The 22,597-nt window shown below is 65.0% G+C and carries 21 protein-coding genes and 2 tRNA genes; 15 read left to right on the forward strand and 8 right to left on the reverse strand.

From position 1 onward, the window contains the following. Positions 1-7 precede the first annotated feature (7 nt). Positions 8-604: a hypothetical protein gene (locus IE122_RS13390; RefSeq protein WP_189621686.1), complete on the forward strand. Its 597-nt coding sequence runs from the start codon at positions 8-10 to the stop codon at positions 602-604. Positions 605-962: 358 nt separating this feature from the next. Here IE122_RS13390 and IE122_RS13395 read toward each other — a convergent pair whose 3' ends face one another. Beyond that, positions 963-1,745, reverse strand: coding sequence for a MerR family transcriptional regulator (locus tag IE122_RS13395; protein ID WP_189621687.1), 783 nt, complete (start codon positions 1,743-1,745; stop codon positions 963-965). A 135-nt stretch (positions 1,746-1,880) separates the two neighbouring features. Here IE122_RS13395 and IE122_RS13400 point away from each other — a divergent pair, with 135 nt between their 5' ends. The 7 genes from IE122_RS13400 to IE122_RS13430 all read left to right on the forward strand — a co-directional run bounded on the left by IE122_RS13400 (position 1,881) and on the right by IE122_RS13430 (position 11,031). Beyond that, positions 1,881-3,377 (forward strand): aldehyde dehydrogenase family protein, encoded by a 1,497-nt coding sequence (locus IE122_RS13400; RefSeq protein ID WP_229814157.1) that lies wholly within the window; start codon positions 1,881-1,883, stop codon positions 3,375-3,377. Positions 3,378-3,449: 72 nt separating this feature from the next. Beyond that, the gene (locus IE122_RS13405; RefSeq protein ID WP_189621688.1) at positions 3,450-4,550 is read left to right on the forward strand and encodes an NAD(P)-dependent alcohol dehydrogenase; all 1,101 of its coding nucleotides are present in this window, start codon (positions 3,450-3,452) and stop codon (positions 4,548-4,550) included. A gap of 11 nt (positions 4,551-4,561) precedes the next feature. Then, positions 4,562-5,869: a cytochrome P450 gene (locus IE122_RS13410; RefSeq protein ID WP_189621689.1), complete on the forward strand. Its 1,308-nt coding sequence runs from the start codon at positions 4,562-4,564 to the stop codon at positions 5,867-5,869. A gap of 29 nt (positions 5,870-5,898) precedes the next feature. Continuing rightward, entirely contained in the window at positions 5,899-8,211 is a 2,313-nt protein-coding gene (locus tag IE122_RS13415) for a TonB-dependent receptor (protein ID WP_189621690.1), read from the forward strand. Positions 8,212-8,302: 91 nt separating this feature from the next. Next, entirely contained in the window at positions 8,303-9,925 is a 1,623-nt protein-coding gene (locus tag IE122_RS13420) for an AMP-binding protein (RefSeq protein WP_189621691.1), read from the forward strand. Continuing rightward, a complete protein-coding gene (locus tag IE122_RS13425) occupies positions 9,922-10,722 on the forward strand; it encodes an enoyl-CoA hydratase/isomerase family protein (RefSeq protein ID WP_189621692.1) in 801 nt (266 codons plus the stop codon). Before IE122_RS13420 ends, IE122_RS13425 begins: the two co-directional genes overlap by 4 nt. A gap of 105 nt (positions 10,723-10,827) precedes the next feature. Continuing rightward, the gene (locus IE122_RS13430; RefSeq protein ID WP_229814159.1) at positions 10,828-11,031 is read left to right on the forward strand and encodes a hypothetical protein; all 204 of its coding nucleotides are present in this window, start codon (positions 10,828-10,830) and stop codon (positions 11,029-11,031) included. Positions 11,032-11,085: 54 nt separating this feature from the next. Here IE122_RS13430 and IE122_RS13435 read toward each other — a convergent pair whose 3' ends face one another. Continuing rightward, entirely contained in the window at positions 11,086-12,816 is a 1,731-nt protein-coding gene (locus IE122_RS13435; protein ID WP_229814161.1) for an SLC13 family permease, read from the reverse strand. A gap of 197 nt (positions 12,817-13,013) precedes the next feature. Here IE122_RS13435 and IE122_RS13440 point away from each other — a divergent pair, with 197 nt between their 5' ends. Beyond that, positions 13,014-13,649, forward strand: coding sequence for a TetR/AcrR family transcriptional regulator (locus tag IE122_RS13440; RefSeq protein WP_189621788.1), 636 nt, complete (start codon positions 13,014-13,016; stop codon positions 13,647-13,649). Here the strand turns inward: IE122_RS13440 and IE122_RS13445 are convergent. Then, positions 13,646-14,068, reverse strand: a complete 423-nt coding sequence (locus IE122_RS13445; RefSeq protein WP_189621694.1) for a DUF1330 domain-containing protein — start codon at positions 14,066-14,068, stop codon at positions 13,646-13,648. The genes IE122_RS13440 and IE122_RS13445 overlap by 4 nt on opposite strands. Positions 14,069-14,278: 210 nt before the next feature. Between IE122_RS13445 and IE122_RS13450 the strand changes: the two genes are divergently transcribed. Continuing rightward, on the forward strand, positions 14,279-14,665 hold the full coding sequence (locus IE122_RS13450; RefSeq protein WP_189621695.1) for a hypothetical protein: 387 nt from the start codon (positions 14,279-14,281) through the stop codon (positions 14,663-14,665). Between the two features lie 41 nt (positions 14,666-14,706). Here the strand turns inward: IE122_RS13450 and hglS are convergent, their stop codons facing one another. The 3 genes from hglS to IE122_RS13465 all read right to left on the reverse strand — a co-directional run bounded on the left by hglS (position 14,707) and on the right by IE122_RS13465 (position 17,325). Next, positions 14,707-16,086: a 2-oxoadipate dioxygenase/decarboxylase HglS gene (hglS, locus tag IE122_RS13455; RefSeq protein ID WP_189621696.1), complete on the reverse strand. Its 1,380-nt coding sequence runs from the start codon at positions 16,084-16,086 to the stop codon at positions 14,707-14,709. Between the two features lie 151 nt (positions 16,087-16,237). Next, positions 16,238-17,005, reverse strand: a complete 768-nt coding sequence (locus tag IE122_RS13460) for a hypothetical protein (RefSeq protein WP_189621697.1) — start codon at positions 17,003-17,005, stop codon at positions 16,238-16,240. Between the two features lie 92 nt (positions 17,006-17,097). After that, a complete protein-coding gene (locus IE122_RS13465; RefSeq protein WP_189621698.1) occupies positions 17,098-17,325 on the reverse strand; it encodes a DUF6429 family protein in 228 nt (75 codons plus the stop codon). 176 nt (positions 17,326-17,501) lie between these two features. Here IE122_RS13465 and IE122_RS13470 point away from each other — a divergent pair, with 176 nt between their 5' ends. The 5 genes from IE122_RS13470 to IE122_RS13490 all read left to right on the forward strand — a co-directional run bounded on the left by IE122_RS13470 (position 17,502) and on the right by IE122_RS13490 (position 22,281). Beyond that, a complete protein-coding gene (locus tag IE122_RS13470) occupies positions 17,502-17,906 on the forward strand; it encodes a DUF2946 family protein (RefSeq protein ID WP_189621699.1) in 405 nt (134 codons plus the stop codon). A 78-nt stretch (positions 17,907-17,984) separates the two neighbouring features. Further along, positions 17,985-18,515 (forward strand): DUF2244 domain-containing protein, encoded by a 531-nt coding sequence (locus tag IE122_RS13475; RefSeq protein WP_189621700.1) that lies wholly within the window; start codon positions 17,985-17,987, stop codon positions 18,513-18,515. 18 nt (positions 18,516-18,533) lie between these two features. Further along, the gene (locus IE122_RS13480; RefSeq protein ID WP_189621701.1) at positions 18,534-18,773 is read left to right on the forward strand and encodes a hypothetical protein; all 240 of its coding nucleotides are present in this window, start codon (positions 18,534-18,536) and stop codon (positions 18,771-18,773) included. Between the two features lie 16 nt (positions 18,774-18,789). Beyond that, a complete protein-coding gene (locus IE122_RS13485; protein ID WP_189621702.1) occupies positions 18,790-20,865 on the forward strand; it encodes a TonB-dependent receptor in 2,076 nt (691 codons plus the stop codon). A 15-nt stretch (positions 20,866-20,880) separates the two neighbouring features. Then, the gene (locus IE122_RS13490) at positions 20,881-22,281 is read left to right on the forward strand and encodes a PepSY-associated TM helix domain-containing protein (protein ID WP_189621703.1); all 1,401 of its coding nucleotides are present in this window, start codon (positions 20,881-20,883) and stop codon (positions 22,279-22,281) included. 103 nt (positions 22,282-22,384) lie between these two features. Here IE122_RS13490 and IE122_RS13495 read toward each other — a convergent pair. Together IE122_RS13495 and IE122_RS13500 are read right to left on the reverse strand one after the other, a co-directional pair. After that, a tRNA-Glu gene (locus tag IE122_RS13495) sits at positions 22,385-22,459 on the reverse strand. 52 nt (positions 22,460-22,511) lie between these two features. Further along, positions 22,512-22,586, reverse strand: a tRNA-Glu gene (locus IE122_RS13500). Positions 22,587-22,597 lie beyond the last annotated feature (11 nt).

Genomic DNA, 22,597 nt, shown 5'->3' on the forward strand with positions numbered 1-22,597 from the left:
CGGCGCAGTGATTGCGCAAGGTCAACGCCGCACGGATAGGCCGCTGCTAGGGCGCGGCTATTGCATCGCATCGGAAAGGCGCATCCTGTCCATCAACCTTGCCAGTACCGCTTACCCGGCCGTCGCGCTTCGCGGCGAGGGCGGGCGGCTGTTGCGCGATCTCGGCCTGTGCCTGTCCGGTACTCTGCTCGGCATTCGCCTCGACGGGGCATGGGCTTACCGCGAGATGCAGGCGATCTGCGGCCAGTCACCATGGAACCTGCCGGCCAAGCTGGCGGTGCATTTCACCCTGCTGCCGGCGACTTCCATGCTGATGCTGGCGGTGGTGGTGTTCTGCTTCCGGCGCACCAAGCCGATGGCCCCGACGCCCGCGCGGCGCTGCGCGGCGATGTGCGGGCAGGCCCTGCTGATTGCCGCGCTTTTCGTGGGGATGCTGGTGGCGATGAGCCTGGCCCAGTGGCCGATGAGCCGGGTGCTCCCCCCTTCGACGGCCGGGGCCGTCAGCGCTGCGCTGGTGGGGATGGCCGTGTCGATCGTGCTGCTGCACGCGGTGCGGCTGGCGCTGGAGCGGGCCGGAGTGCTGGTGCCGGTCTGTTGCCGTTGAAAGCCTAATACCAAAGCTCACAATGAGCGGCTCATCTCCTTTACTTCGTCTTTGCGAGCGACCGCAGGGCGCGCGGCAATCCAGGACGGTTTACGCCGCCCTGGATTGCTTCACCCGCTTCGCGGGTTCGCAATGACGATGTGAAGCTATGGATTGAGATTAACGCACCTCGGTATAAGAAAGTCGCCAGAGCCGGTGAGAATCAGTCGCCCCACCGGAGTGAATTGTTAAGGCTCAGATAGACTTTATTTCGTCGCCCCGGACTTGATCTGGGGCCCCGCTTGTTTTGCATTGTGTTTGACGCAAAGCGGGATCCCGGATCAAGTCGGGGATGATGAAGTTGATTACTGGCCCGCCCTCATTTCCGGTTCCCCGATCTTCCTGCCCGCTTCGGTGCCGGGCCCGCCGCCCCCGGCTTGTCCAGCACCGGCTTGGGTAGCGCGTCCAGCGTGCCGGCCTGCGCAGCCGCCAGGTAGCGCATGAAGTATTTCATGCGCAGGATGCCGAAGAAGTCGAGCATCAGCGGCAGGCCGATGCGCAGCATGTCGGCCGCTTCCTCTTCGCCGACCAGCCCTTCGGTGCGGCGGATGAAGCGGGTGGCTTCGGCGTAGGCGAGATAATCGGCCGACTTGGTATAGTGATCGAGCACCACTGGGAAGAAATTGGTGGTTTCCTCGTAGCCCGCTTCGCGCATCCGTTCCCAGATACGGATCAGGCTGGCGTCGGTATAGCTGACCGCCGAGCCCTCGGGCGTTTCCATGATTTCGATCGCCCCCAGTGCGGCAAGGCCGGCGGCGTCACGCTGGGCATAGGCGTTGGTCTGAGCCAGCGACTGGACCAGGATGGTCCGGTCATCCTCGCCGAAGCGTGCGGCCACCAGTTCTTCGAGATGCTGGAACGCAGGCGCTTCGAGCCGCTTCTTGAGCGATTCGCCGCGCAGGATCGAACTCATCTGGTCCAGCGTGACCTGGTGTTCGCGCTGGAGGTTGCGCACCGCCTGCACCGCCCGGACATGTTCTTCGTTGTAAAAGGCCACGGTGGCCTTCGGCTTGTCCGGCGGGGGCACGAGGCCCTTTCTGATCAGCACCCTGATCGTCTCCCGGTTCACGCCGGTGCGCCGCTCCAATTCCCCCATCTTCATAGCTTGGCTCTAGTTACATTTTTGCCACTTGTCATCGTTTCCCCATCACACTAAAAACTGCGTATACGCAATACGGAGTATTCGAGCGCGCGCCGCTGCCTGCAGGCATAAGGCCGCCCGGAGCGGGAGATGACCATGCACCAGTCCGACACCATCGAGCGCCCTGAGGTCGCATTGCCGAACCTGCCGTCGGGCCGGATGCTGATTGGCGGTGCGTGGGTGGCCGGGGCATCGGGCGAAACGATCGCGGTGGAAGATCCCGCCACCGGCCGCGTCTTCGCCCATGTGGACGCCGGCGGGGCCGAAGATGTCGATCGCGCGGTGCGTGTGGCGCGGGCGGCGTTCGAAAGCCCGGCCTGGTCGCGCATGCGCCCGCTCGACCGGGCGCGTCTGCTGGAAACGATCGCCCGCAAGATCGAGGAAAACGCCGACGAGCTGGCGCTGCTCGAAAGCTTCGACAACGGCAAGGCGGTTGAGCATGCCAAGGCGGTCGATGTGCCGGCGGCGGCGGAGATCTTTCGCTACATGGCGGGCTGGTGCGCGCGGCTGGGCGGCACCGTCAATCCGATCTCGGGCGATGGCCGGCAGTATCACTCCTATACCGTGCACGAGCCGATCGGCGTCGTCGGCCTGATCGTGCCGTGGAACTACCCGCTGGCGATGGCGGCGTGGAAGCTGGCCCCGGCGCTGGCCGCCGGCTGCGCCATGGTGCTCAAGCCTTCCGAGGTCACCCCGCTGACCGCGCTGCGCCTGGCCGAACTGTGCCTGGAGGCCGGCGTGCCCGAAGGCGTCGTCAACGTCATCACCGGCTATGGCCATATCGCCGGGCAGGCGCTGGTCGAACATCCCGGCGTCGACAAGATCGCCTTCACCGGCTCGACCCGCGTCGGCAAGGACATCGTGCGCACCTGTGCCAATGATCTCAAGCGGGTGACGCTGGAACTGGGCGGCAAATCACCGTCGCTGATCTTCGCCGATGCCGATATCGAGAAGGCGGCGGTCGGCGCGGCGCTCGCGATCTTCTTCAATTCCGGCCAGGTCTGCCTTGCCGCCTCGCGCCTCTATGTCGAGCAGTCGATCTACGACAAGCTGATGGATGCCATCATCGAGGTCACCAAGACCTTCAAGCTGGGCAACGGCCGCGATCCGCAGACGATGATCGGCCCGCTGGTCAGCCGCGCGCAGCAGGACCGCGTGCTCGGCTACATCGAAAAGGGCAAGGCGGCCGGTAACGAGCTGTTGCTGGGCGGCTCGAAGGGGCTCGACAGCGGCTATTTCGTGGAGCCGACCATCTTCCACAACACCCAGCCCGACAGCGCCGTGGTGCGCGAGGAGATTTTCGGCCCTGTGCTGGTGGCCACCCCGTTCACTGACGCCGACGAAGTGGTCCGCACCGCCAACGACACCCGCTATGGCCTCGCCGCCAATATCTGGACCCGCGATCTCAGCCGCGCGCATCTCGTGGCGCGCCGGCTTCAGGCCGGGATCGTGTGGATCAACACGCACGGCATGAACGATCCTTCCGCCCCGTTCGGCGGGTTCAAGGAATCGGGCTGGGGCCGCGAAGTCGGCGAAGAGGGCGTGCTCAACTACACCGAGACCAAGACCGTCACGGCGCTTCTGGGCGACTGACGGCAACCGGCGCGGGGGCGACCTCTCTCCCCGCCTCCGCGCCCCACCACAGGACAGGATGAAGGAACGGCTATGCAGATTACGGCCGCAGTCGCGCGTGAACCCAAGCAGGACTTTTCGCTCGAACAGCTTGAACTGGATGAACCGCAGGCCGGTGAAGTGCTGGTGCGGATCGAAGCCGTCGGCGTGTGCCACAGCGACATTGCCGCGCGCAACCAGTCGCTGCCGGTGCAGATGCCGGTGGTGCTGGGCCATGAAGGTGCCGGCGTGGTCGAACGGGTCGGGCCGGGCGTCACCAAGGTGAAGCCCGGGGACAAGGTTGTCCTGACGGTCGGCTATTGCGGCCAGTGCACCAACTGCACGCGCGGTGATGTGGCCTATTGCGAAAACGGCATGGCCATCAATTACTCCGGCCGCCGCGCCGACGGCAGCCCCACGCTGTGCTGCGGGGGAGAGCCCGTCAGCGGCCACTTCTTCGCGCAGTCCTCGTTCGCCAGCTATGCCATCGCGCTGGAGCAGAACACCGTGAAGGTCCACGACGGGGCCGACCTCGCGCTGGCCGCGCCGCTCGGTTGCGGGGTGCAGACCGGCGCGGGTGCGGTGTTGCGCTCGCTTGCCGCGAAGCCGGGCCGGGCGATAGCCGTGTTCGGGGCCGGTTCGGTCGGGCTGAGCGCCGTCATGGGCGCGGTGGTAGCGGGTTGCGATCCGATCATCGTCGTCGAACCGGTGGCCGCGCGCCGCGCGCTGGCGCTCGAAGTGGGCGCAACCCAAGCGATCGATCCCGCTGCCGGTGACATCGCCGAAGCGATCCGCGCCATCGTCGCGCGCGGCGTGGACTATGTGGTCGAGACGACGGCGGTGGACGCGGTGGTCAGCGCCGCCCTTGCCTCACTGGCCGGGCATGGCGAGATGGCGTTCCTGGGCGTGCCCAAGAACCCGGAGGCGACGTTCTCCACGAACCTGCTCGGCTTCCTTGCCAGCGGCGTGACGCTGAAAGCCGTGATCGAGGGCGATACCGATCCCGACACGTTCATCCCCGAACTCCTCGCCCACGTGGAAGCCGGGCGCATGCCGCTCGGCAAGCTCGTGCGGACATACCCGTTCGACCAGATCAACCAGGCCATCGACGACCAGCTCAGCGGCCTCGTCGTCAAGCCCGTCCTTACTTTCTGAGGCTTCAATTCATGGCAACCGTGCTCGAAACCTTCGGCCCGCAAGAGCTGCATATCCCGGAAGAGATTGCCGCCAAGGTCGTCAACGCCAACTTGTGCGCCGATGAACCGGCCTTCTTCGAAGCGCTGGCGTGGATGCGCGCGAACCGGCCGATCGGCTGGGCCAGCCTGCCGGGCTACGATCCGATCTGGATCATCAGCCGCTATGCCGATGTCGTGGCGGTAGAGCGCCGGGCCGACGTGTTCCTCAACATGGTCGACAACCCAATCTTCAATCCGCAGGCCGACGATGCCTTCCTGAAGGAGGTCAACAACGGCACCTGCCAGGTCGTCGCCGCGCTGACCCACATGGACAACCCCGATCACAAGGCGCTGCGGGCGATCGCAACGCCCTATTTCACGCCGGCCCGGGTCAACAAGCTGGAAGCCGATGTCCGGGCGATCGCCCGGGATACCGTGGCGAAGCTGCTGGCGGGCCCGCGCGAGATCGATTTCGTCAAGGACTTCGCGCTGGAATATCCGCTGCGCGTCATCATGAGCATGTTCGGCGTACCCGACAGCGACCTGCCCAGGATGCTCAAGCTGACGCAGGAATTTTTCGGCTTCAAGGACAGCGAGGAACAGCGTGACGATCTGGAGATCACCGCCGACATGGCCGCGCGCCAGTTCCACCGGGTGATCCAGGATTATTACGACTATTTCACCCCGATGACCCGTGATCGCCGCGCCAACCCGCGCGACGACCTGATGAGCGTGATCGCCAATTCCGAAGTGGACGGCGAGCCGATCTCGGATTTCTTCGCCAACGGCTATTACATCACCATCGCCACCGCCGGCCATGACACCACGTCATCGACCACCGCGACCGGGATGAAGGCGCTCTGCGAGAACCCCGATCAGTTCGCGCGGCTGAAGGCCGATCCTTCGCTGATCCCGACGTTCGTGGATGAAGCGATCCGGGTGGCGGCACCGGTGCGCCACTTCACCCGCACCGCGATCGAGGATGCCGAAGTGGCAGGGATCACGATCCGCAAGGGTCAGCGGCTGATGCTGTCCTATCCTTCGGCGAGCCGGGACGAGGGCATGTTCCCCGATGGCGGCGCGTTCGATCTGGCGCGCAAGCCCAACCGCCACCTGGCGTTCGGTTCCGGCCCGCACATGTGCCTGGGCCAGCACCTCGCGAAGCTGGAAATCCGCATTCTCTACGAAGAGCTGCTGCCGCATCTCACCGCCGTCCGGCTGACCGGGGCCCCGCGCTACATCGAGACCAATTTCGTCGGCGGGCTCAAGTCCTTGCCTGTCGCCTTCGAAACCAACTGACCCGAGAAGATCAAAGGGAGGAATATCTCATGAAACTGAACACACTGCTGGCCGGCGTCGCCGGCCTGGCCTTCTTCGTGCCCGGCGTGGCCTTTGCACAGGACGCGGCCGACGATTCGTCCGGCGGCGTCGGCGAGATCGTCGTCACCGCGCAGAAGCGCTCGGAATCGCTGAACAAGGTTGGTCTCACCGTCCAGGCGATGACCGGCGACGATCTGCTCAAGCAGGGCGTCAAGGACGTGGGCGATCTGGCCAGGGTGGTGCCTTCGCTGACCGTCGCCAACTCGATCTACAACACCCCGGTCTACACCCTGCGCGGCGTCGGCTTCTACGAGAACTCGCTGGCTGCCTATCCCGCCGTCAGCGTCTATGTCGATGAAGTGCCGATGCCGTTTCCGGCGCTGGTGGGCACCGCCGCGCTCGACGTGCAGCGCGTTGAGGTGCTGAAGGGCCCGCAGGGCACGCTGTTCGGCCAGAACGCCACCGGCGGCGCGATCAACTACATCGCCGCCAAGCCGACCGACATCTTCAAGGCCGGCCTCAACGCCAGTGTCGACAGCTTCGGCGAAGTCGATGCCGACGGCTATGTCAGCGGCCCGCTGAGCGACAGCCTCAAGGCCCGCATCTCGGCCCGCACCGCGCAGGGCGGCGGCTGGCAGAAGAGCGTCTCGCGCCCCGATGACAAGAAGCTGGGCGACAAGGACCTGTTCATGGGCCGCGTCCTGCTCGACTGGCAGGCCACCGATCGCCTCAAGTTCGAACTCAACGTCAACGGCATGGTCGACAAGTCGGACCCGCAGGCCGGCCAGTACATCGCGCTGTTCCCGCAGGTCGGCCCGGTCGGTGCCGAACTCGCCGCCACCCCGTTCGCCCCCAGCAAGCCCCGCGCGGCCGACTGGAACCCGGACCGCCGCCCCAAGGGTGATGACCGCCAGTGGCAGGTCGCCCTGCGCGGCGATTATGACCTGACCGACGATGTCACGCTGACCTCGATCACGTCCTACGTCGATTTCAAGCGCAAGCAGATCAACGATCCCGATGGCGTTGCTTCGGAAGCGCTCGAATTCCTGTTCGACGGCCGCCTCAAGTCCTTCAGCCAGGAACTGCGCATCGCCAGCAGCGGCACGCGCTGGAACTGGATGCTCGGCGCGAACTACGAGCACACCACCTCGAAGGAATTCGCAGACCAGCACGTCGCGCAAAGCTCGGTGGTCGCCAATCTCGGCTTCCCGGCCAACAGCAACACGTTCTTCCTGAATTCACAGATCGACAACTATGCGGTCTTCGCGAATGCCGACTACGAACTGCTGCCTGACCTGAAGCTCAAGGGCGGCATCCGCTATACCGAGAGCAAGCGCGATGCGCAGACCTGCACCAAGGATGCCGGCAACGGCGGCGCGGCGGCGTTCTTCACCGCCACCTCGACCGCCATCCGTCAGGCGATCGATCCCACTGCCGCAGCCACCCCGGATATCCCGGTCGGTGGGTGCGTGACGCTTGACGAAGCGACCTTCCTGCCGACTTCGTACAGCAATTCGCTGAACGAGGAGAACGTGTCCTGGCGCGTCGGGCTCGACTATCAGGCGCTGCGCCAGTTGCTGCTCTATGCCAACGTCTCGAAGGGCTACAAGGCGGGCAGCTTCCTGTTCACCAACGCTTCGAGCACCGCGCAGTTTGCGCCGGTGAAGCAGGAATCGGTGCTGGCGTTCGAAGGCGGTTTCAAGGCTTCGATGCTGGACGGCGCGGCCCAGTTCAACCTCGCCGGGTTCTACTACAAGTACACCGACAAGCAGACCCGCGGTAAGCGGATCGACCCTGTGTTCGGCGTGCTGGACGCGCTGGTGAACGTGCCCAAGTCGAGCCTGATGGGCGTCGAGGCCGAGCTGATGCTCGAACCCGTCGATGGCCTCAACCTCAAGGTTGGCGGGACGTACATCAACAGCCGCATCGATGAATACACCGGCGTCGGCTTCGTCGGCGGGGTGAAGGACTTCGAAGGCAATTCGCTGCCGTTCGCACCCGACCTTTCGGTCAACGCCTCGGCCGACTACGACTTCGCGGTGACGGATTCGGTGAACCTGTTCTTCGGCGGCACCGTCACGCATAACAGTTCGACCTATTCGGTGATCGATAGCGACGCTGCCACGGCGAAGCTTGATGCCTACACCCTGGTTGATCTGCGGGCTGGCGTGTCGTTCGCCGACCGGTACCGCCTGACCGTATTCGGCCACAACGTGTTCAACGAATACTACTTCACCAACGCCCCGATCCTGTATGACACCCAGGTTCGCTACACCGGACGTCCGGCCAGCTACGGCGTTTCGCTCTCGGCCAACTTCTGATGGCAATTCGCCGGGAAACGTATAGTTTCCCGGCGAATCCTTTGGACCAACCATTGATAAGATAGCGGAGAAGATCACCTTGCGCGGAACCATGATGACGACGCCGTTGCTGCTCTCGCGGCTCATCGATCATGCGGCGGAGCATCATGCCACGACCGAGTTCGTCTCGCGCCGGATCGATGGCAGCATCGAACGCTCGGACTGGGCGCGCATGCGGGCCCGCGCGAAAAGGTTGGCCAAGGCACTTACCGCGCATGGCTTCAAGGTAGACGATGTGCTGGGCTCGCTGGCCTGGAACACCGCCAATCACATCGAACTGTTCTATGGCGCGCTGGGCATCGGCGTCGGGCTGCACACGCTGAACCCGCGCCTGACCCCGGACGATCTGCGCTACATGATCGAGAAAGTCGGCGAGACGACGGTGTTCGTCGATGCCGATACTTTGCCACTGGCCGAAAAGGTCGCCGCCATCACGCCGATGGTCACGCGCTGGGTGTTCATGGACGAGCCCGGCTCGCCCGTGCCCGCCAGCACGCTGCCCGGTTTCATCACCAAGTCCGACCTGATCGGCGATACCGACGATCAATTCGAATGGCCCTCGTTCGACGAGAACCAGGCCGCCACCATCTGCTTCACTTCCGGCACGACCGGCCGTCCCAAGGGTGTTGCCTACAGCCATCGGTCGATCACGCTGGGATCGATCAACATGTCGATGGCGGACATGTACGCCACGCAGCGTCGGGGCGCGCTGGAATGCATGATGCCGATCGCGGCGATCTTCCACGCCAACGGCTGGATGATGCCGTTCACCGCGCCGATGAACGGGGCCAAGCTGGTCCTTAACGGCCGCGATTTTTCGCCCGATGCGCTGGTCGAACTGATCGACAGCGAAGGCGTGACCATCACCGGCGCGGTGCCGACGATCTGGATGGATCTGTTCGACGCCGCCGACAAGCGCGGCTCTAAGCTCGAAACCGTGCGCACCGGCCTCCTGGCCGGGACGCGGCCGACCCGCACGCTGGCGGAGCGGTTCGAAACCTTCGGCATCGTGCTGTGTCAGTCCTGGGGGATGACCGAAGTCCCCGGCTGCGCGCGCAGTGCGCCGCCCGCGGGCTGGGACCAGTTGCCCGAAGACGCGCAGCGCGAACACCATCTGGCGCGGCAGGGCCGCGTCGGCTTCCTGTCGGAAATGCGCATCGTCAACGACGAAGGCCAGCCGCTGCCGATGGATGGCGAGCATTCCGGCCATCTGCTGGTGCGCGGCCCCATCGCCTCCGGCAGTTACGTCGGGTATAGCGCGGAAGAGGCTTTCGACTGGCTGGAGACCGGCGACATCGCGAGGATCTTCCCCGACGGCTCGATGGAGATCGTCGATCGCGCCAAGGACGTCATCAAGTCCGGCGGCGAATGGATCAGCACGCTGCAGCTCGAATCGGCGGCCACCAGCCACGCGCAGGTCGGCGAAGCGGCGGTCATCTCGATCCCGCATCCGCGCTGGCAGGAACGGCCGCTGCTGCTGGTGACGCTGGCACCGGGCGTCGCTACGCTCGACGAAAAGGGCCTTCTGGCGCACATGGCCAACCATGTCGCCAAGTGGTGGTTGCCCGATGAAATCCGCGTGATCGACACGATGCCCCGCACCACCACCGGCAAGCTCGACAAGCTGACGCTGCGCAAGCTCTATTCCAACCGTTCGGAGAACATCATCGCATGACCGGCCAGGTGCTCGAAATCGAACGGCGCGGTGCGATCGAGATCGCGACGCTGAACCGGCCCGACAGCCTCAATGCCGTATCGCCGGAACTGGCAGAGGCGCTGCAGGCCTATTTCTCCGGGCTGGTGAACCGGCTCGACGTGCGCGTGGTGTTGCTGCGCGGGGCAGGGCGGGTGTTTTGCGCCGGGGCCGAACTGGGGTCCGATGCCTTCGCCACCGAAGGGCCGGGCCGCAACCAGCGCCAGCTTGCGATGCAAAGGCTCTATTCGGGCATCGTGCGCGCGATGCGCGCCTGTCCGCAGCCGGTGATCGCGTTGGTCCAGGGCGCGGCCTGCGGTGCCGGCTTCTCGCTCGCACTGGCCGCCGATGTGCGCATCGCGGCCGAGGATGCCAAACTGAACGCGGCCTATCTGCGCGTCGGGCTGGGCGGCTGCGACATGGGCTCGGGCTATCTGCTGCCGCGTCTGGTCGGCCTGTCGGTGGCGTCCGAACTGCTCATGACCGGCAACTTCATCCACGCCCCGCGCGCGCTGGCGACCGGGCTGGTCAGTTCGGTGGTGCCGGTAGACGGCCTGCTCGATGCCGGACTGGCCATGGCCGGCGACATGCTGCGCGCTTCGCCGATGGGGCTGCGGATGACCAAGGAGACGCTGGGCCTCACCGTTGACGCTCCCGGCTTCGAAGCGGCGCTGACGCTGGAAGACCGCCAGCAGTGCATGCTGATCGCCACTTCCGATCACGAGACGGCGGTAGAAGCATTCCGCACCCGCGCCATCCCCGAATACCGCGACCTCTGACTACATTTCTGCCGCGTCCTACCCGGTTACGTGAAATTTACACATTGCGTGCAGGATGACGCTCCGAAGGCGCTGCGGGATCGCGCGCGTGAGGAGGCGGGGCCAATGGGCATTGCGGTTTTCAAGGGGCTGATCCCCAGCTTCATCCTGACCTGGGTGCTCAGCACCATCATGGGGTCGAACCAGGTCCGCCACGGCATGCTCCAGATCGAGCATACCTATTTCCAGAGCTTCGATTTCTACTGGTCCTGGCCGCTGTTCCTCGTCTCGCTGGCACTGTCCACGGCGATCTTCTGGATGATGGATTAGGGCCGCTGAGGGTATCTTGTCCGAACGGCTGGGGCAGTAACAACATTTCGCCCGTCAGCTCACCGGCCACACCGCCATGATCAGCGGCGTCCCCAGCAACAGCACCAGCAGCGAAAGCGGCGCGCCGAGGCGGGCGTAATCGCCGAAGCGATAGCCGCCCGGGCCCATGACCAGCGTGTTGCACTGGTGACCGATCGGGGTGAGAAAATCGCAGCCCGCACCGATCGCGGTCGCCATCAGGAAAGCGTCGGGCTGATAGCCCAGGTCCTTGGCGAACACCGCCGCGATCGGAGCCATCACCAGCACCGTCGCCGCGTTGTTGAGGAACGGGGTCACCGCCATCGATGCCGCCAGCACCAGCATCACCGCGCCCCATGGCGGCAGGTGGCTGGCCAGCCGCGCCAGTTCGGTCGCCATCACGTCGGACGCGCCGGTCGATTGCAGGGTGCCGCTGACCGGGATCAGCGCGCCCAGCATGATCAGGATCGGCCATTCCACCGCTTCATAGGCATCGTCCACGGGCAGCGCCCCGGTCAGCACCACCAGTCCGGCACCCGCAAAGAATGCGGTCGCCACCGGCACCAGCCCCAGCGCGGTGGCCAGCATGGCGGCGGCCAGGATTGCCAGCGCCTGCCACCCCTTGCGCGCCTGGCCAAGCCGGATCGTGCGTTCGGCCAGCGGCAGCACGCCAAGCTGCGCCAGGCGTGACGGCATGGCCTCCAGAAGTCCCTGCAGCACCACCACGTCGCCCGGTTGCAGCAGGATCGCCGAAGGCTTGTTGCGCAGCCGCTGCCCCTCGCGCGAGACGGCGACGAGGCGCAGCCCCATCCGCTCGCGCAGGCTCAGCCGCGCGGCGGTAGAGCCTGCCAAAGCAGAGCGCACGGTCACCACCCCCTCGATGATGCCGACGCCGTCTTCGTGCCCCGTCTCCTCGTTTTCGTCGGGATTGTGCAGCGTCAGTCCCGCCCCGGCGATGGCGCGTTCCAGCGCATCGGGATCGCACGACAGGATCAGCACGTCCCCGGCGGCGATGACGGTATCGGTCGATGGTTCGCTGCGCAGCCCGCGCCGCAGCAGGGCGTTGACCTCCACCTCGTTGTCGCACTCGGCGATGAACTTGGCGATGGTGATGCCGACCGGGCTCGAACCTTCGAGCACGGTGGCCTCGGTCGTATAGTCGGAGATGTTGAGCGCCTCGCCGATGGTGGCGGCGGCCCGGCGATCGGGCGGTAGCAGCCGGTGGGCAAAGCGCAGGAAGATCAAGCCGATCACCAGCAGGCCCAGCCCGGTCGGCAGATAATCGAACATGTGGAAGGGCTTGCCGGTCATCTCCTCGCGCACGCGGCTGACGATGATGTTGGGCGATGTGCCGACCAGCGTCGTCAGCCCGCCCAGCAGCGCGGCGAAAGACATCGGCATGTAGAAGCGCGAAGGGTTGGTCCCGCTCTTGCGCGCAAGCTGCGCTGCCGCGGGCATCAGCATGGCCAGCGCGCCGATGTTCTTGATAAGTCCCGAAGCCACGCCCACCGTTGCCGTCAGCGCGAATTGCTGGCTCCCCGGCCGGCGCAGCCACCGCTCCCCCAGCGCCAGCGCCCGCTCGATCAGCCCGGACCGCTGCACTGCCGCCGACAGCACCAGTGCCGATCCGACGATGATGACGATATCGTCCGAAAACCCGCCGAACGCCTCATCCGGCGGCACCAGCCCCACCGCCACCGCCGCCAGCAGCGCGATGACCGCCGTCACATCATAGCGAAACCGCCCCCACAGGAACAACGCCATCATTGCGACGAGAAGGGCAAGGGAAAGCCATTGTTGAAAAGTCATTTTGCCCGCAGTCTGAAAGCCCGAGCAGGGTAAACGCCCGGCCGCGGCGATTGTTCGGGCGGTTTGAGCGGTTGACCGAATGCAATACCCACGCGGGTGATGTGCACTGACCGGTGTATTGTGGTTCAGTGCGTTTCGTGGCATGGTCGGGCATGATGGAGAGACCCGCCGCCACCGAACCCGCATCCCCGTTCCGCACCGCCCGGCAGCGCGAGGAGGATCGGCTGGCCAAGCGGGAGGCGGTGCTGCGCGCGGCGGTGCGCATGTTCAACGAACGCGGCGTCCACGCCACTTCGCTCGATGATGTAGCGGCCAGCCTCGGCATCTCAAAGCGGACGATCTACCACTATCTCGCCAGCAAGGACCAGGTCCTGCTCGAATGCGTGACGATCGGGCTGCAGCAGCTCCTGCAGGCGGCCGAGGCCGCGCGGGAGGAGGAGAGCACCACCAAGGGCCGGCTCGTGCGCTTCCTGCGCCGTTATGCCGAGATCAACATGGACGATTTCGGCCGCTGCGTGATCCGCACCGGCGAGGAATCGTTGGCTCCCGAAAGCCGCCCCCGCTTCCGCGCGCTCAAGCGCGAGATCGACGATGCGCTGCGCCGGATGCTGAGCGAAGCGATCGCCGACGGCGCGATCGCGCCGGTTGACGTCAAGATGGCCGCCTTCGCGCTGGCCGGCGCGCTTAACTGGCCGGCGCGCTGGCATTCGCCGGACGGCGGCCGGTCCGCCGAAGAACTGGCCGCATCGCTGGTGGATATCCTGCTCGGCGGGCTCCTGCCGCGCGTTTAAAGGCCGGCCGAACTGGCGAGAAAGGGTGTCAGCCGGGAATCGGCCAGTGCCGCCGTGCGGTGGAACACGACGGCCTGATACTCGGGATTGTGGAACAGCGCCTGGAAAGTGCGGGCGTCGGGATATTCGACCAGCAGCAGTTCGTCCCAGACTTCGTCCGCCGGCGCGATCAGATTGCCGAGCGCGGTGCCATAGGCGTGGATGCGTGCGCCTTGCGCGAAGATCAGCCGGCTCGCCACCGGGGCATAGCGATCGTAGTACGCTTCGCGCCCGGTGCAGGGCGATACCCCGGCATCGGCGGCATAGTCCGCCTGGGGACGAAACCGCAGCAGATTGAGCATCAAGATCGGCTCGCCCGCCGGCGCGGCGGCAGCGACGGCATCGATCAGGTCAGGCACCATGGCCACGGCGGCAGGCATCGCGAGGCATCCTTCCGGTATCGTTCTGGTTGAAGCTGGTGGATGGCCGCATTGCCGGCCGACTGCAATGCCTTCGTCGACGGCGACGAGCGCTGAAAATCCGTTTGGCGGATCGCTCAAGTCATGCCATCAATGCTGACCATATGGTAAGCCTTGCGTCGGTCACGGCGTGGGCGGCCATCAAAGACGACACCCTGGAGAGGACTGACTATGGCCCTGAAGAAGCACCTGCTGCTCGCGATGACCAACCCTGTCGAAGGCAAGGACGCCGAATTCAACCGCTGGTATGAAGAAGTGGCCTATCCCACCTACAAGTCCCTGCCGGGCCTCGTGCCGCTCGGCCGGTTCAAGGCGGCCGACGTGCCGCACATGTTTCCCTTCCAGATGGACAACATGTTCGAATACCTGTCGCTCTATTATTTCGAGTGCGAGGACCCGGTGGCCTACATCGAACAGATCAAGGACGCGTTCACCCGCCGGCCCGATTACACCTTCAGCGAACACATCGATCAGAGCCGGTTCTGCGAGCCGATCTATGTCGCGCTGGGCGATGTCAATTTCGAGGTAACGGACCGTTACGAGAACCTGAAGTACTGACGATACGGAGGGGCAGGGCGGTCGCTGCGGCACCGCCCGCCTCAGGCCGTCACCGTGCCGCCCAGTGCGGCGGTGACCGCTGCGCGCGCGCGGGCCTCCTCCGATTCGTACAGCGCAAAAGGATCGACGATCGGCGCGCCCAGCGCTGCCTCGAATACGGCTTGCGAGGCGTTGCCGGCATAGACCCGCTGTTTCTCGCCGCCGAGGTTGGACTGGAAGATGCCGGCGGCGCTTACCGGCAGGAAATCTTCGTAGGTCATCGGGATCGGCTGGACGAGGCCCTGCGCGATCCAGTCTTCGATCTGCCCCTCCACGCCGCCGCTCCCGGCTGCGGCCTCGCCGGCCGGGGTCAGTGCGTAGCGGAAAAACCCCAGCCCTTCGCGGGCCAGTTGCGCCAGATCGTCCGGAAAGGCGGTGAAAGCCTGCGCCAGCCTTGCGGCATAGCCTTCATCCTGCGCCCCGGCCTCGTTGCGGGCCTGGGCCAGCAGAGCATCGTAGAGCGCGCGGCCTTTGCGGCTCAGCGCCAGCCCGCGCTGCTCGATCTCGCCGAACCGCGCGGTGTGCGCGCCGGCGGCATCGGCCTGATCGCCGGCGAAGCGGATCGTTTCGGACAGCGCGTTGAAGCTGGTCTGGCGCAGCAGGATCGGCACCTTGCGCGGCGGCGGCCCTTCGATCACTGCCTTGGCCTGCATCCCGCGCGCCAGCATCGCCGCCTGCGCCGCATCGATGTCGAGGGTGCGCGGGGTCAGGTGATTGATATGCGGCCCCTTGAACGAGACGATATCGGCGATCAAGCGGTGCGAGGCCAGCAGCCGCTGGTACGTTTCGGCATCGACCAGCGCCTGCGCATGCCAGCGAAACGTCTCCAGCACTTCGGACACGAATTCGGCGGCCTCGGCTTCATTCAGCCCGCCTGCGGCCGCCGCCTGATCCGCCAGTTCCAGCGCCCGCGCGCTCAGGATGCGGCGCGCGGCCAGGATTGCGGTGGCCGCCTCGCGCAGGTCCGGATCGGCAATCAGATCAAGCCGCAGCAGCGAAGTGAACACCCGGAACGGGCAGGCGCGCAGCGCTTCTTCGTCGATCGGGCGGAAGGCAGTGGAATGGACGGGAACCCCGGCAACGGTCAGGTCATAGTACCCCACCGGCACCATGCCCATGGCGGCAAACACCCGGCGCAGGCCGTCCAGTTCCTCGGCCGTGCCGACCCGGATCGCGCCATGCCGCTCCGCCCCGAGGCGCGCGATCTCGCCGCTGCTCGTCAGTGCATCGCGCAAGCCCGCGTCCGCCGCCAGCGTGGCCGCGTTCACCTCCTCGACGATGGCGATGAGATCGGCATAGAGCGGCACTTCCTGGCGGTACATCGCCGAAAGCGCGTCGGAAAAGCGGGCGCGGATATGGTCCGCGCTGACATGACCGGTCATGGCAACTGCCTAAGTCTGCGCGGGGGCCGGGGCCGCATCGCGGGTTACCGGCCCGGTGATAGCCAAGATGCGGGCACAGGCCAAGCCGTGCGGGATGTGGAATGCGCGTCCGTTACCGACAGCCGCCGCCAGTGCGGCGTAGAGGCGTCGCTCACCGGGAACCGCCTTTGCGCTTCGGTCTGGGCGGAGCCTTGCCGGAAAGCAGTGAGCCGATCGATGCGGTAAGATCGTCGATGTCGATCATGTCCGCATCAATTGCGGCGGCAAACGCCGCTATCAACGGTTCCAGCGCCGCCATGACGAGGTCGTCGCCATGCAGATGCGCCGGATAGAAGAGTTCGTGCAGGCTATCGCGGCTGGCCCCGATATCTTCGGCATTGGACATCGCCAGTGACACTGCCATCGTTTCGCTCTTGCGCAGTGGCAGGACGATGCCGAACCCGACATGCCATGGGCCGAGATCGACGAAACGTCCGGCGATCACCACATCATCCCACTGGGCTGCTTGCACCGCAAGTGCACTGTCCATGACGTGGATAATCCGGCCGTCATCGAGCAGGTCGCGGGCCAGGACGCCACCCTGCTCATGTGGTTCGTCGATAGCGAGGATAGAGAAAACCGCTGTCGGCAGTCGCATGGCGATCAGTGACCTCAGCGGATCGCGCTTGACGGCAACCTTGGGCGCGATGCGGTCAATTGCCCGCCGTGTTCCGGGCTTGCCTTTGCGAGAAAAGAGGGCCGTATCCGCAAGCATTTCCATGAGGCCAGGCGCGCCGCCGTCATGCGCGGTCAGGCCCAGTATATCCTGCGCCAGAGCCCAATCCGCGTTGGACAGCTTTTCTGCGCAAAGCTGCAGGGTCTCGTTGAACGCCTTGCGCACCGCCGGATAACCGATTGCGGAGATTTCATTGGCGTCCATGGTCTCAAGCTTGGAACTCACCCGATATTTCCTTGGTAATGATATCAAACAGAATGCAACTCGCCCGCCTGATGGCGCTCAATGCGGTGAAGTCATCCGCGGGCGAACAGGGTGCGGGAATGAAGTTCGCCTTGGGCCAACCCTTCGTCGGTCAGTTCGATCGACTTGGTCTTGCGTTTCGGGTTCGAGATCAACCCGCGCTCGTGCAGCCGGTCCATGGCCTGCCAGTCAAAGCCTTTCCAGGCCGTGCCGGTGGCATCGCGGTTCAGACACAGGAGCGCCAGCACAGCCTTGTCGATCTTTTCCATGTCGATGTCCATGGTCACTCCTTGTCCCAGTCCGGGGTGCCCGGCGCACCATTCAATTTCGCGCCGGGCCGTCGTCGGTGCAAGCGCCCGTATCCCAGGACGACGAGCACCCTATCGTTGAGCTTTCAGCCAGTGAAATCAACCGGCGGGATGACATATCAAGACGAAACGACTAAGGGCCTCGTCCCATGAGCCGCGTTCGCGCCTTTTTCATGGAACATCGCACCCTGGCCGTCCTGGTGGTCATGGCAGCCCTGTGCATGAAGATCGTCGTGCCGAGCGGCCTCATGATCGGGCAGAACGCCAAGGTTTTGACGGTGCAACTCTGCACCGATGGTATTGGCGAGGCCGTCACCGCGAAGATCGCCATCCCGATGGGGGGCGAGCATGGCGACTCGTCCGGCAAGCAAGGAAAGGGTGAATGTCCCTTCGCCTCGCTGTCGATGGCCTCGATGACGGGGGCCGATCCTGCACTGCTGGCGCTGGCGCTTGCCTTCATCCTGGCCCTTGGCTTCGCGCCGGTCCGTACCGCTCACCCCAGGCGGGTATCCTTCCTCCGTCCGCCGCTGCGCGGACCGCCGGCTCTGGCCTGACAATCTGAACTGATTTGTCGGACCAGCCGGTCCTGCGCCCATGTTGCGCGTGCACCGGCCTAGCCGGAGCCTATTTTCATGTACCAAATGCTGTGCCGTTCACCCGAACGGCCCTGGGAGCCCCAGCCTGAAAAGCTGGCGGAAGCCCCAGAACGGGCGCATCCGAAGCCCCTTATCCTGCACATGCAGGAGAACCGCTCGCACCTGACGCAGGAAGCGCGGGTCTGTTTCAGCGTCATCGCCGTGCTGTTCATCGTCACCAGCATCGGCCCGGCCTTGCATGGCTACTGGCTGGTTCCTGTCTGCTCGATCCTGGCGATGGCAGGCCTGACCTTCGCGCTTGAACGGCATGGCAAGTCCAGACCGGCCAGTGAAACGCTGGAGCTTGCCGAAGGCAGGGTGCGGCATCGCGACAGCGCGGGGCAGCAGGTCGAACTGCCCGCGTTCTGGATGAGGCTGGCTGCCGAAGGACGCGGCCCGACCGATTTGCGTCTCTTTCTGCGGGGGCGCGACGGATCGATCGAGTTCGGGCGCTGCCTCAGTCTCGATGAACGCCGCGCTGTTGTCCCGCTGGTGGCCGCAGCCCTCGCGCAAACGCGGGGGTTCTGAACCATGGGCATATTTTCGGTGTCCGATGAGCGCCATCGACGATTGCAGCGCTTCCGCCGTCATACCTGGCTGCTGATCGCGATGTGCCTGCTCGCGCGCGGCGCGGGTGCCGGGCTTGAGCAGATCGGCAAGAGCGACGGCACCCACCCGGCAAGCGTACCGCAGCCGGGCGGCGAATGCTCCATCGACCGCGAAAAATCCGACGCGACCGCGCTTGAGACCTCAAGCGCCCGATCGCGTGAACCAATCCATATCTGAACAGGGAATTCTATCCGTGAAAACTTCGATCATTGCCCTCGCATCTGCACTTCTGGTCGCCACTCCGGCATGGGCCGACGAGGCTGCCGACAATGCAAATCCCGAAGACCGGGACATCATCGTCACCGGCACGAAACTGTCGGGCGACTTCGGGGCCAAGTCCGGCATTCCGATCGTCAAGGTCCCGCAGTCGATCCAGATCCTGACGGCCGACACCATCGTCGAACAGGGTGCCCGCTCGATCGGCGACCTGCTGCGCAACGTCCCCAGCGCCAATCCCGGCTATTCGCGGGTCGGTGCCTACCAGTCGTTCAGCCTCAAGGTCCGCGGCTTTCTCGCCGACCAGATGCGCAACGGCATCCGCCAGCGCTATTACGAGGATGTCGATGCCTCCGCATTGTCCAACATCGATCGCGTCGAAGTGCTGAAGGGGCCGTCGGGCGTGCTCTACGGGCAGTCGGCCGTAGGCGGCATCGTCAGCATCATCACCAGGCAGCCGCAGGATGACACCCAGTTCGGCTCCTTCGCGGTGACGCTCGGCCAGTACGACCAGAAGATGCTGACGGTCGACATGAACACCGGCCTTGCGCCGGGTCTGGCGGTGCGGGTAACCGGCGAAGTCGAACGGTCCGGCACGTTCGTCGACTTTCAGGATATGAACCGCAAGAACGTCGCGCTCAATCTGCTCTACGCGCCGTCCGACAGCGTCGCGGCGCATCTGGTCGCCGAATATGTCGAGCGCGACACCCAGCGCAATCCCGGCCTCCCCATCAAGGGCACGGTGCAAAGCAACGGTGCCCGCGCGCTGTCGCGCAGCCTCTACCTTGGCGAACCCGCAGTTGATGCGATGAAGGCGGATGCGCCGATGGTGCAGGCGTGGGTTGATGTGAAGCTTTCGGACAACTGGACGGTGACCCCGCGCCTTCAGTATCAGGAGTTCAACACCAGCTTCCTCCAGATCAGGCTGCGCGCACCGGACGCCCTCGATCCGACCACCATCACCCGCAACGGCCGGATCGGCCGAGAGGATGACAGCTACACGATCGCCCAGCTCGATCTGTCCGGCCGGGTCGAAACCGGCCCGATCACGCACAAGCTGCTGATGGGCTACGAATACGACCATGAACGCGGCCGCTTCACCCAGAGCAACCTCAACAATGTCACCGCGATCAATGTGCTGGCACCCGTCTATGCCTTCGATGGCACGGCTCCTGCCAGGACGTTCGCGTTCGACAATTTCTACAACGTCGAAGGCCATGCCCTCTACGCGCAGGACCAGGTTGACCTGACCGATCGCTGGAACCTGATCGGCGCGGTCCGCCATAGCTGGATCGATGCATCGGACGGCGACTGGAAAGGCGCTACCAACAATCGCGCCAAAACCAGCACCACCATCTGGCAGGTCGGTTCGACCTACCAGCTAACCGATGCGTTTTCCGTGTATGCCGGTTACAACACCGGCTTCGATATCGAAAGCACCGGCGGTGCGCGCACGCGCACCGGGGCACCGCTTCAGCCCGAAAAGTCCAACCAGACCGAACTCGGCCTGCGCTTCCGCACCGACGTTTTCCGGGGCAGCGTCTCGCTGTTCCAGATCAAGCGGGTCAATGCGGTCACCGCCGATCCGGTTGATCCCGATTTCAGCATCAATGCGGGTGAACAGCGGGTGCGCGGCGTCGAGGTTGAGGGCGAATGGAACGTCACCGACTGGTGGCAGTTGAACGCGGGCTACGCTTATCTCGATGGCAAGGTCACGCGCAGCAATGACGGCATCGTCGGCAAGCGCATCGGTGATCTGCCGGAGCACAGTTTTACCGCCCGCACCGAAGTCACGGTTCCCGGAACGCCTCTCGCCCTTCGCGGTGGCGTCAATCACATCACGAACCGGGTGCTGGTAGACGGCAGCGACGTCATTCTTCCGTCCTACACGCTGGCGGATATCGGCATCGGCGTGGACCTGAACCCCGTCCGCATCGATGCGACGCTGAGCAATCTGTTCGACGAGCGGTACTTTACCGCATCGGGCAATGCCTTCGCCGTCTATCCCGGTGAGCCGCGCACATTCAGCGTGCGGTTCGGCGTCGGCTTCTAGGGACGGGAGAGCCCCATGACTTCAGCAGCAACCGAAGCGGACGAAGGCACTGTGACTCACGGCTATCGCTCCGTCTGGCGCTGGCATTTCTATGCGGCGCTCTGGACCGCCCCCTTGCTCGTCATCCTGACCCTTACCGGTGCGATCTATCTGTTTGACCGGGAGTTTGACGGCTGGTGGAACAGGGACATCCAGACGGTTGCTGCCGGACCCGTCTCCCTGTCGCTCGCGCGGCAGGAGGCGGTGGTCCGGGCCGCTTTCCCGGGAGGTGAAATCAGCCGCGTGCGTCTGCCGCATGGCGCTGGCGAAGCTGCGGTCTGGAACGTGACGAGCGCGCAAGGGGCGATCCGCGACGTTTATGTTGATCCCTACCGCGGGCAGATCACCGGCACCGCCGATCCCGCCACCCAGCCGATGAACGTCGTGCGCGACCTGCACGGCACGTTGCTGGGCGGTGAGATCGGCAGCCACGTGGTAGAACTCGTCGCCTGCTGGACGCTGGTGATGATGGCGACGGGTATCTGGCTGTGGTGGCCGCGCAAGTGGAAGGCAAGGGGCGTTTTCGTCCCCCGCCTGGCAACGCGCGGCCGCCGGTTCTGGCGCGATCTGCACGCGATCCCGTCGATCTTCAACGCCGTGTTCGTGATCCTGCTGGTGCTGACCGGCCTGCCATGGTCGGCATTCTGGGGCCCGCAGTTCGCGAAAATTGGCGAGGTCATTCCGTTCGTCGCGGCCTCGCCCAACTTCAAGGCCCCGCCGAAGGCCGATGGCAGCACCGGTGCTAACCCGCATGCCGCACATCAGCAGATGGCCGCAGCCGATCCGGACAGCGCGAAAGTCCCCTGGACGATCCGGCATATTCACCAGCCGCATGGCTCGGGTCACGGTGCGGTTGGGATTGCCGACATAGAAGCCCTGCTGCCCAAGCTCGACCGGGCGCGGTTCGGCGGCGGTGTCAGAATTTTCTACCCCCGCGACAAGGAAGGCGTGTTCATGATCTCCTACGTGCCCGACAAGGCAGAGGGCGAGCGCACGATCTACGTCGATCCAGGTTCAGGCCGCATCCTCGGCAACATCGGCTGGGCGGATTACAGCCCGACCGCGAAAGCCGTCGAATGGGGCGTCATGACGCATATGGGCCGCCAGTATGGCTTGCCTAACCAGATTGCCAATCTCGTGGTTTGCCTCACGCTGGTTGCCGGCATCGCCGCTGGCCTGACGCTCTGGTGGAAGCGCAGACCGCAGGGACAGTTGGCTGCACCGCAACTCAAAACGGGCGACCGGATGCCGGGCGGCATGAAGGTGCTGCTTGCAGTCTTGGCCATCCTGTTTCCCCTGGTAGGGGCGACGATGGTGCCGGTGCTGGCGTGGGGATTGTGGCGTCAACGACGCCGGGCCCTGGGCGAGCCGGGCTGAGCGTTCGGCAACAATGGCGACCATCCGGCCACTTCACGCTGAAGTCCGGATGGTGCCGCCAATCGCAGAACTGGTGTGAGGAAAGCGCATCCCGATGCTGCCCTGGTGACCCCTACGGGAATCGAACCCGTGTTTCAGCCGTGAGAGGGCCGCGTCCTAACCGCTAGACGAAGGGGCCGATAAGGGCTTGCGCGCGGGGCCTGGTGGCCTTGGTTGCCGGCGGGTGCCGGTGGTGACCCCTACGGGAATCGAACCCGTGTTTCAGCCGTGAAAGGGCCGCGTCCTAACCGCTAGACGAAGGGGCCATCCGGTGTTG

Source organism: Novosphingobium colocasiae, assembly GCF_014652555.1.
Taxonomy (GTDB): Bacteria; Pseudomonadota; Alphaproteobacteria; order Sphingomonadales; family Sphingomonadaceae; genus Novosphingobium; species Novosphingobium colocasiae.

Excerpts from the sequence above, each read along its gene's own strand:
- IE122_RS13470 (WP_189621699.1), top strand. The coding sequence starts at position 17,502 with ATGAGCCGCGTTCGCGCCTTTTTCATGGAACATCGCACCCTGGCCGTC.
- IE122_RS13430 (WP_229814159.1), top strand. The coding sequence starts at position 10,828 with ATGGGCATTGCGGTTTTCAAGGGGCTGATCCCCAGCTTCATCCTGACC.
- IE122_RS13445 (WP_189621694.1), bottom strand. The coding sequence starts at position 14,068 with ATGCCTGCCGCCGTGGCCATGGTGCCTGACCTGATCGATGCCGTCGCT.
- IE122_RS13450 (WP_189621695.1), top strand. The coding sequence starts at position 14,279 with ATGGCCCTGAAGAAGCACCTGCTGCTCGCGATGACCAACCCTGTCGAA.
- IE122_RS13475 (WP_189621700.1), top strand. The coding sequence starts at position 17,985 with ATGTACCAAATGCTGTGCCGTTCACCCGAACGGCCCTGGGAGCCCCAG.
- hglS (WP_189621696.1), bottom strand. The coding sequence starts at position 16,086 with ATGACCGGTCATGTCAGCGCGGACCATATCCGCGCCCGCTTTTCCGAC.
- IE122_RS13420 (WP_189621691.1), top strand. The coding sequence starts at position 8,303 with ATGATGACGACGCCGTTGCTGCTCTCGCGGCTCATCGATCATGCGGCG.
- IE122_RS13440 (WP_189621788.1), top strand. The coding sequence starts at position 13,014 with ATGGAGAGACCCGCCGCCACCGAACCCGCATCCCCGTTCCGCACCGCC.
- IE122_RS13405 (WP_189621688.1), top strand. The coding sequence starts at position 3,450 with ATGCAGATTACGGCCGCAGTCGCGCGTGAACCCAAGCAGGACTTTTCG.
- IE122_RS13465 (WP_189621698.1), bottom strand. The coding sequence starts at position 17,325 with ATGGACATCGACATGGAAAAGATCGACAAGGCTGTGCTGGCGCTCCTG.
- IE122_RS13490 (WP_189621703.1), top strand. The coding sequence starts at position 20,881 with ATGACTTCAGCAGCAACCGAAGCGGACGAAGGCACTGTGACTCACGGC.
- IE122_RS13425 (WP_189621692.1), top strand. The coding sequence starts at position 9,922 with ATGACCGGCCAGGTGCTCGAAATCGAACGGCGCGGTGCGATCGAGATC.
- IE122_RS13395 (WP_189621687.1), bottom strand. The coding sequence starts at position 1,745 with ATGAAGATGGGGGAATTGGAGCGGCGCACCGGCGTGAACCGGGAGACG.
- IE122_RS13435 (WP_229814161.1), bottom strand. The coding sequence starts at position 12,816 with ATGATGGCGTTGTTCCTGTGGGGGCGGTTTCGCTATGATGTGACGGCG.
- IE122_RS13415 (WP_189621690.1), top strand. The coding sequence starts at position 5,899 with ATGAAACTGAACACACTGCTGGCCGGCGTCGCCGGCCTGGCCTTCTTC.
- IE122_RS13460 (WP_189621697.1), bottom strand. The coding sequence starts at position 17,005 with ATGGACGCCAATGAAATCTCCGCAATCGGTTATCCGGCGGTGCGCAAG.
- IE122_RS13400 (WP_229814157.1), top strand. The coding sequence starts at position 1,881 with ATGCACCAGTCCGACACCATCGAGCGCCCTGAGGTCGCATTGCCGAAC.
- IE122_RS13410 (WP_189621689.1), top strand. The coding sequence starts at position 4,562 with ATGGCAACCGTGCTCGAAACCTTCGGCCCGCAAGAGCTGCATATCCCG.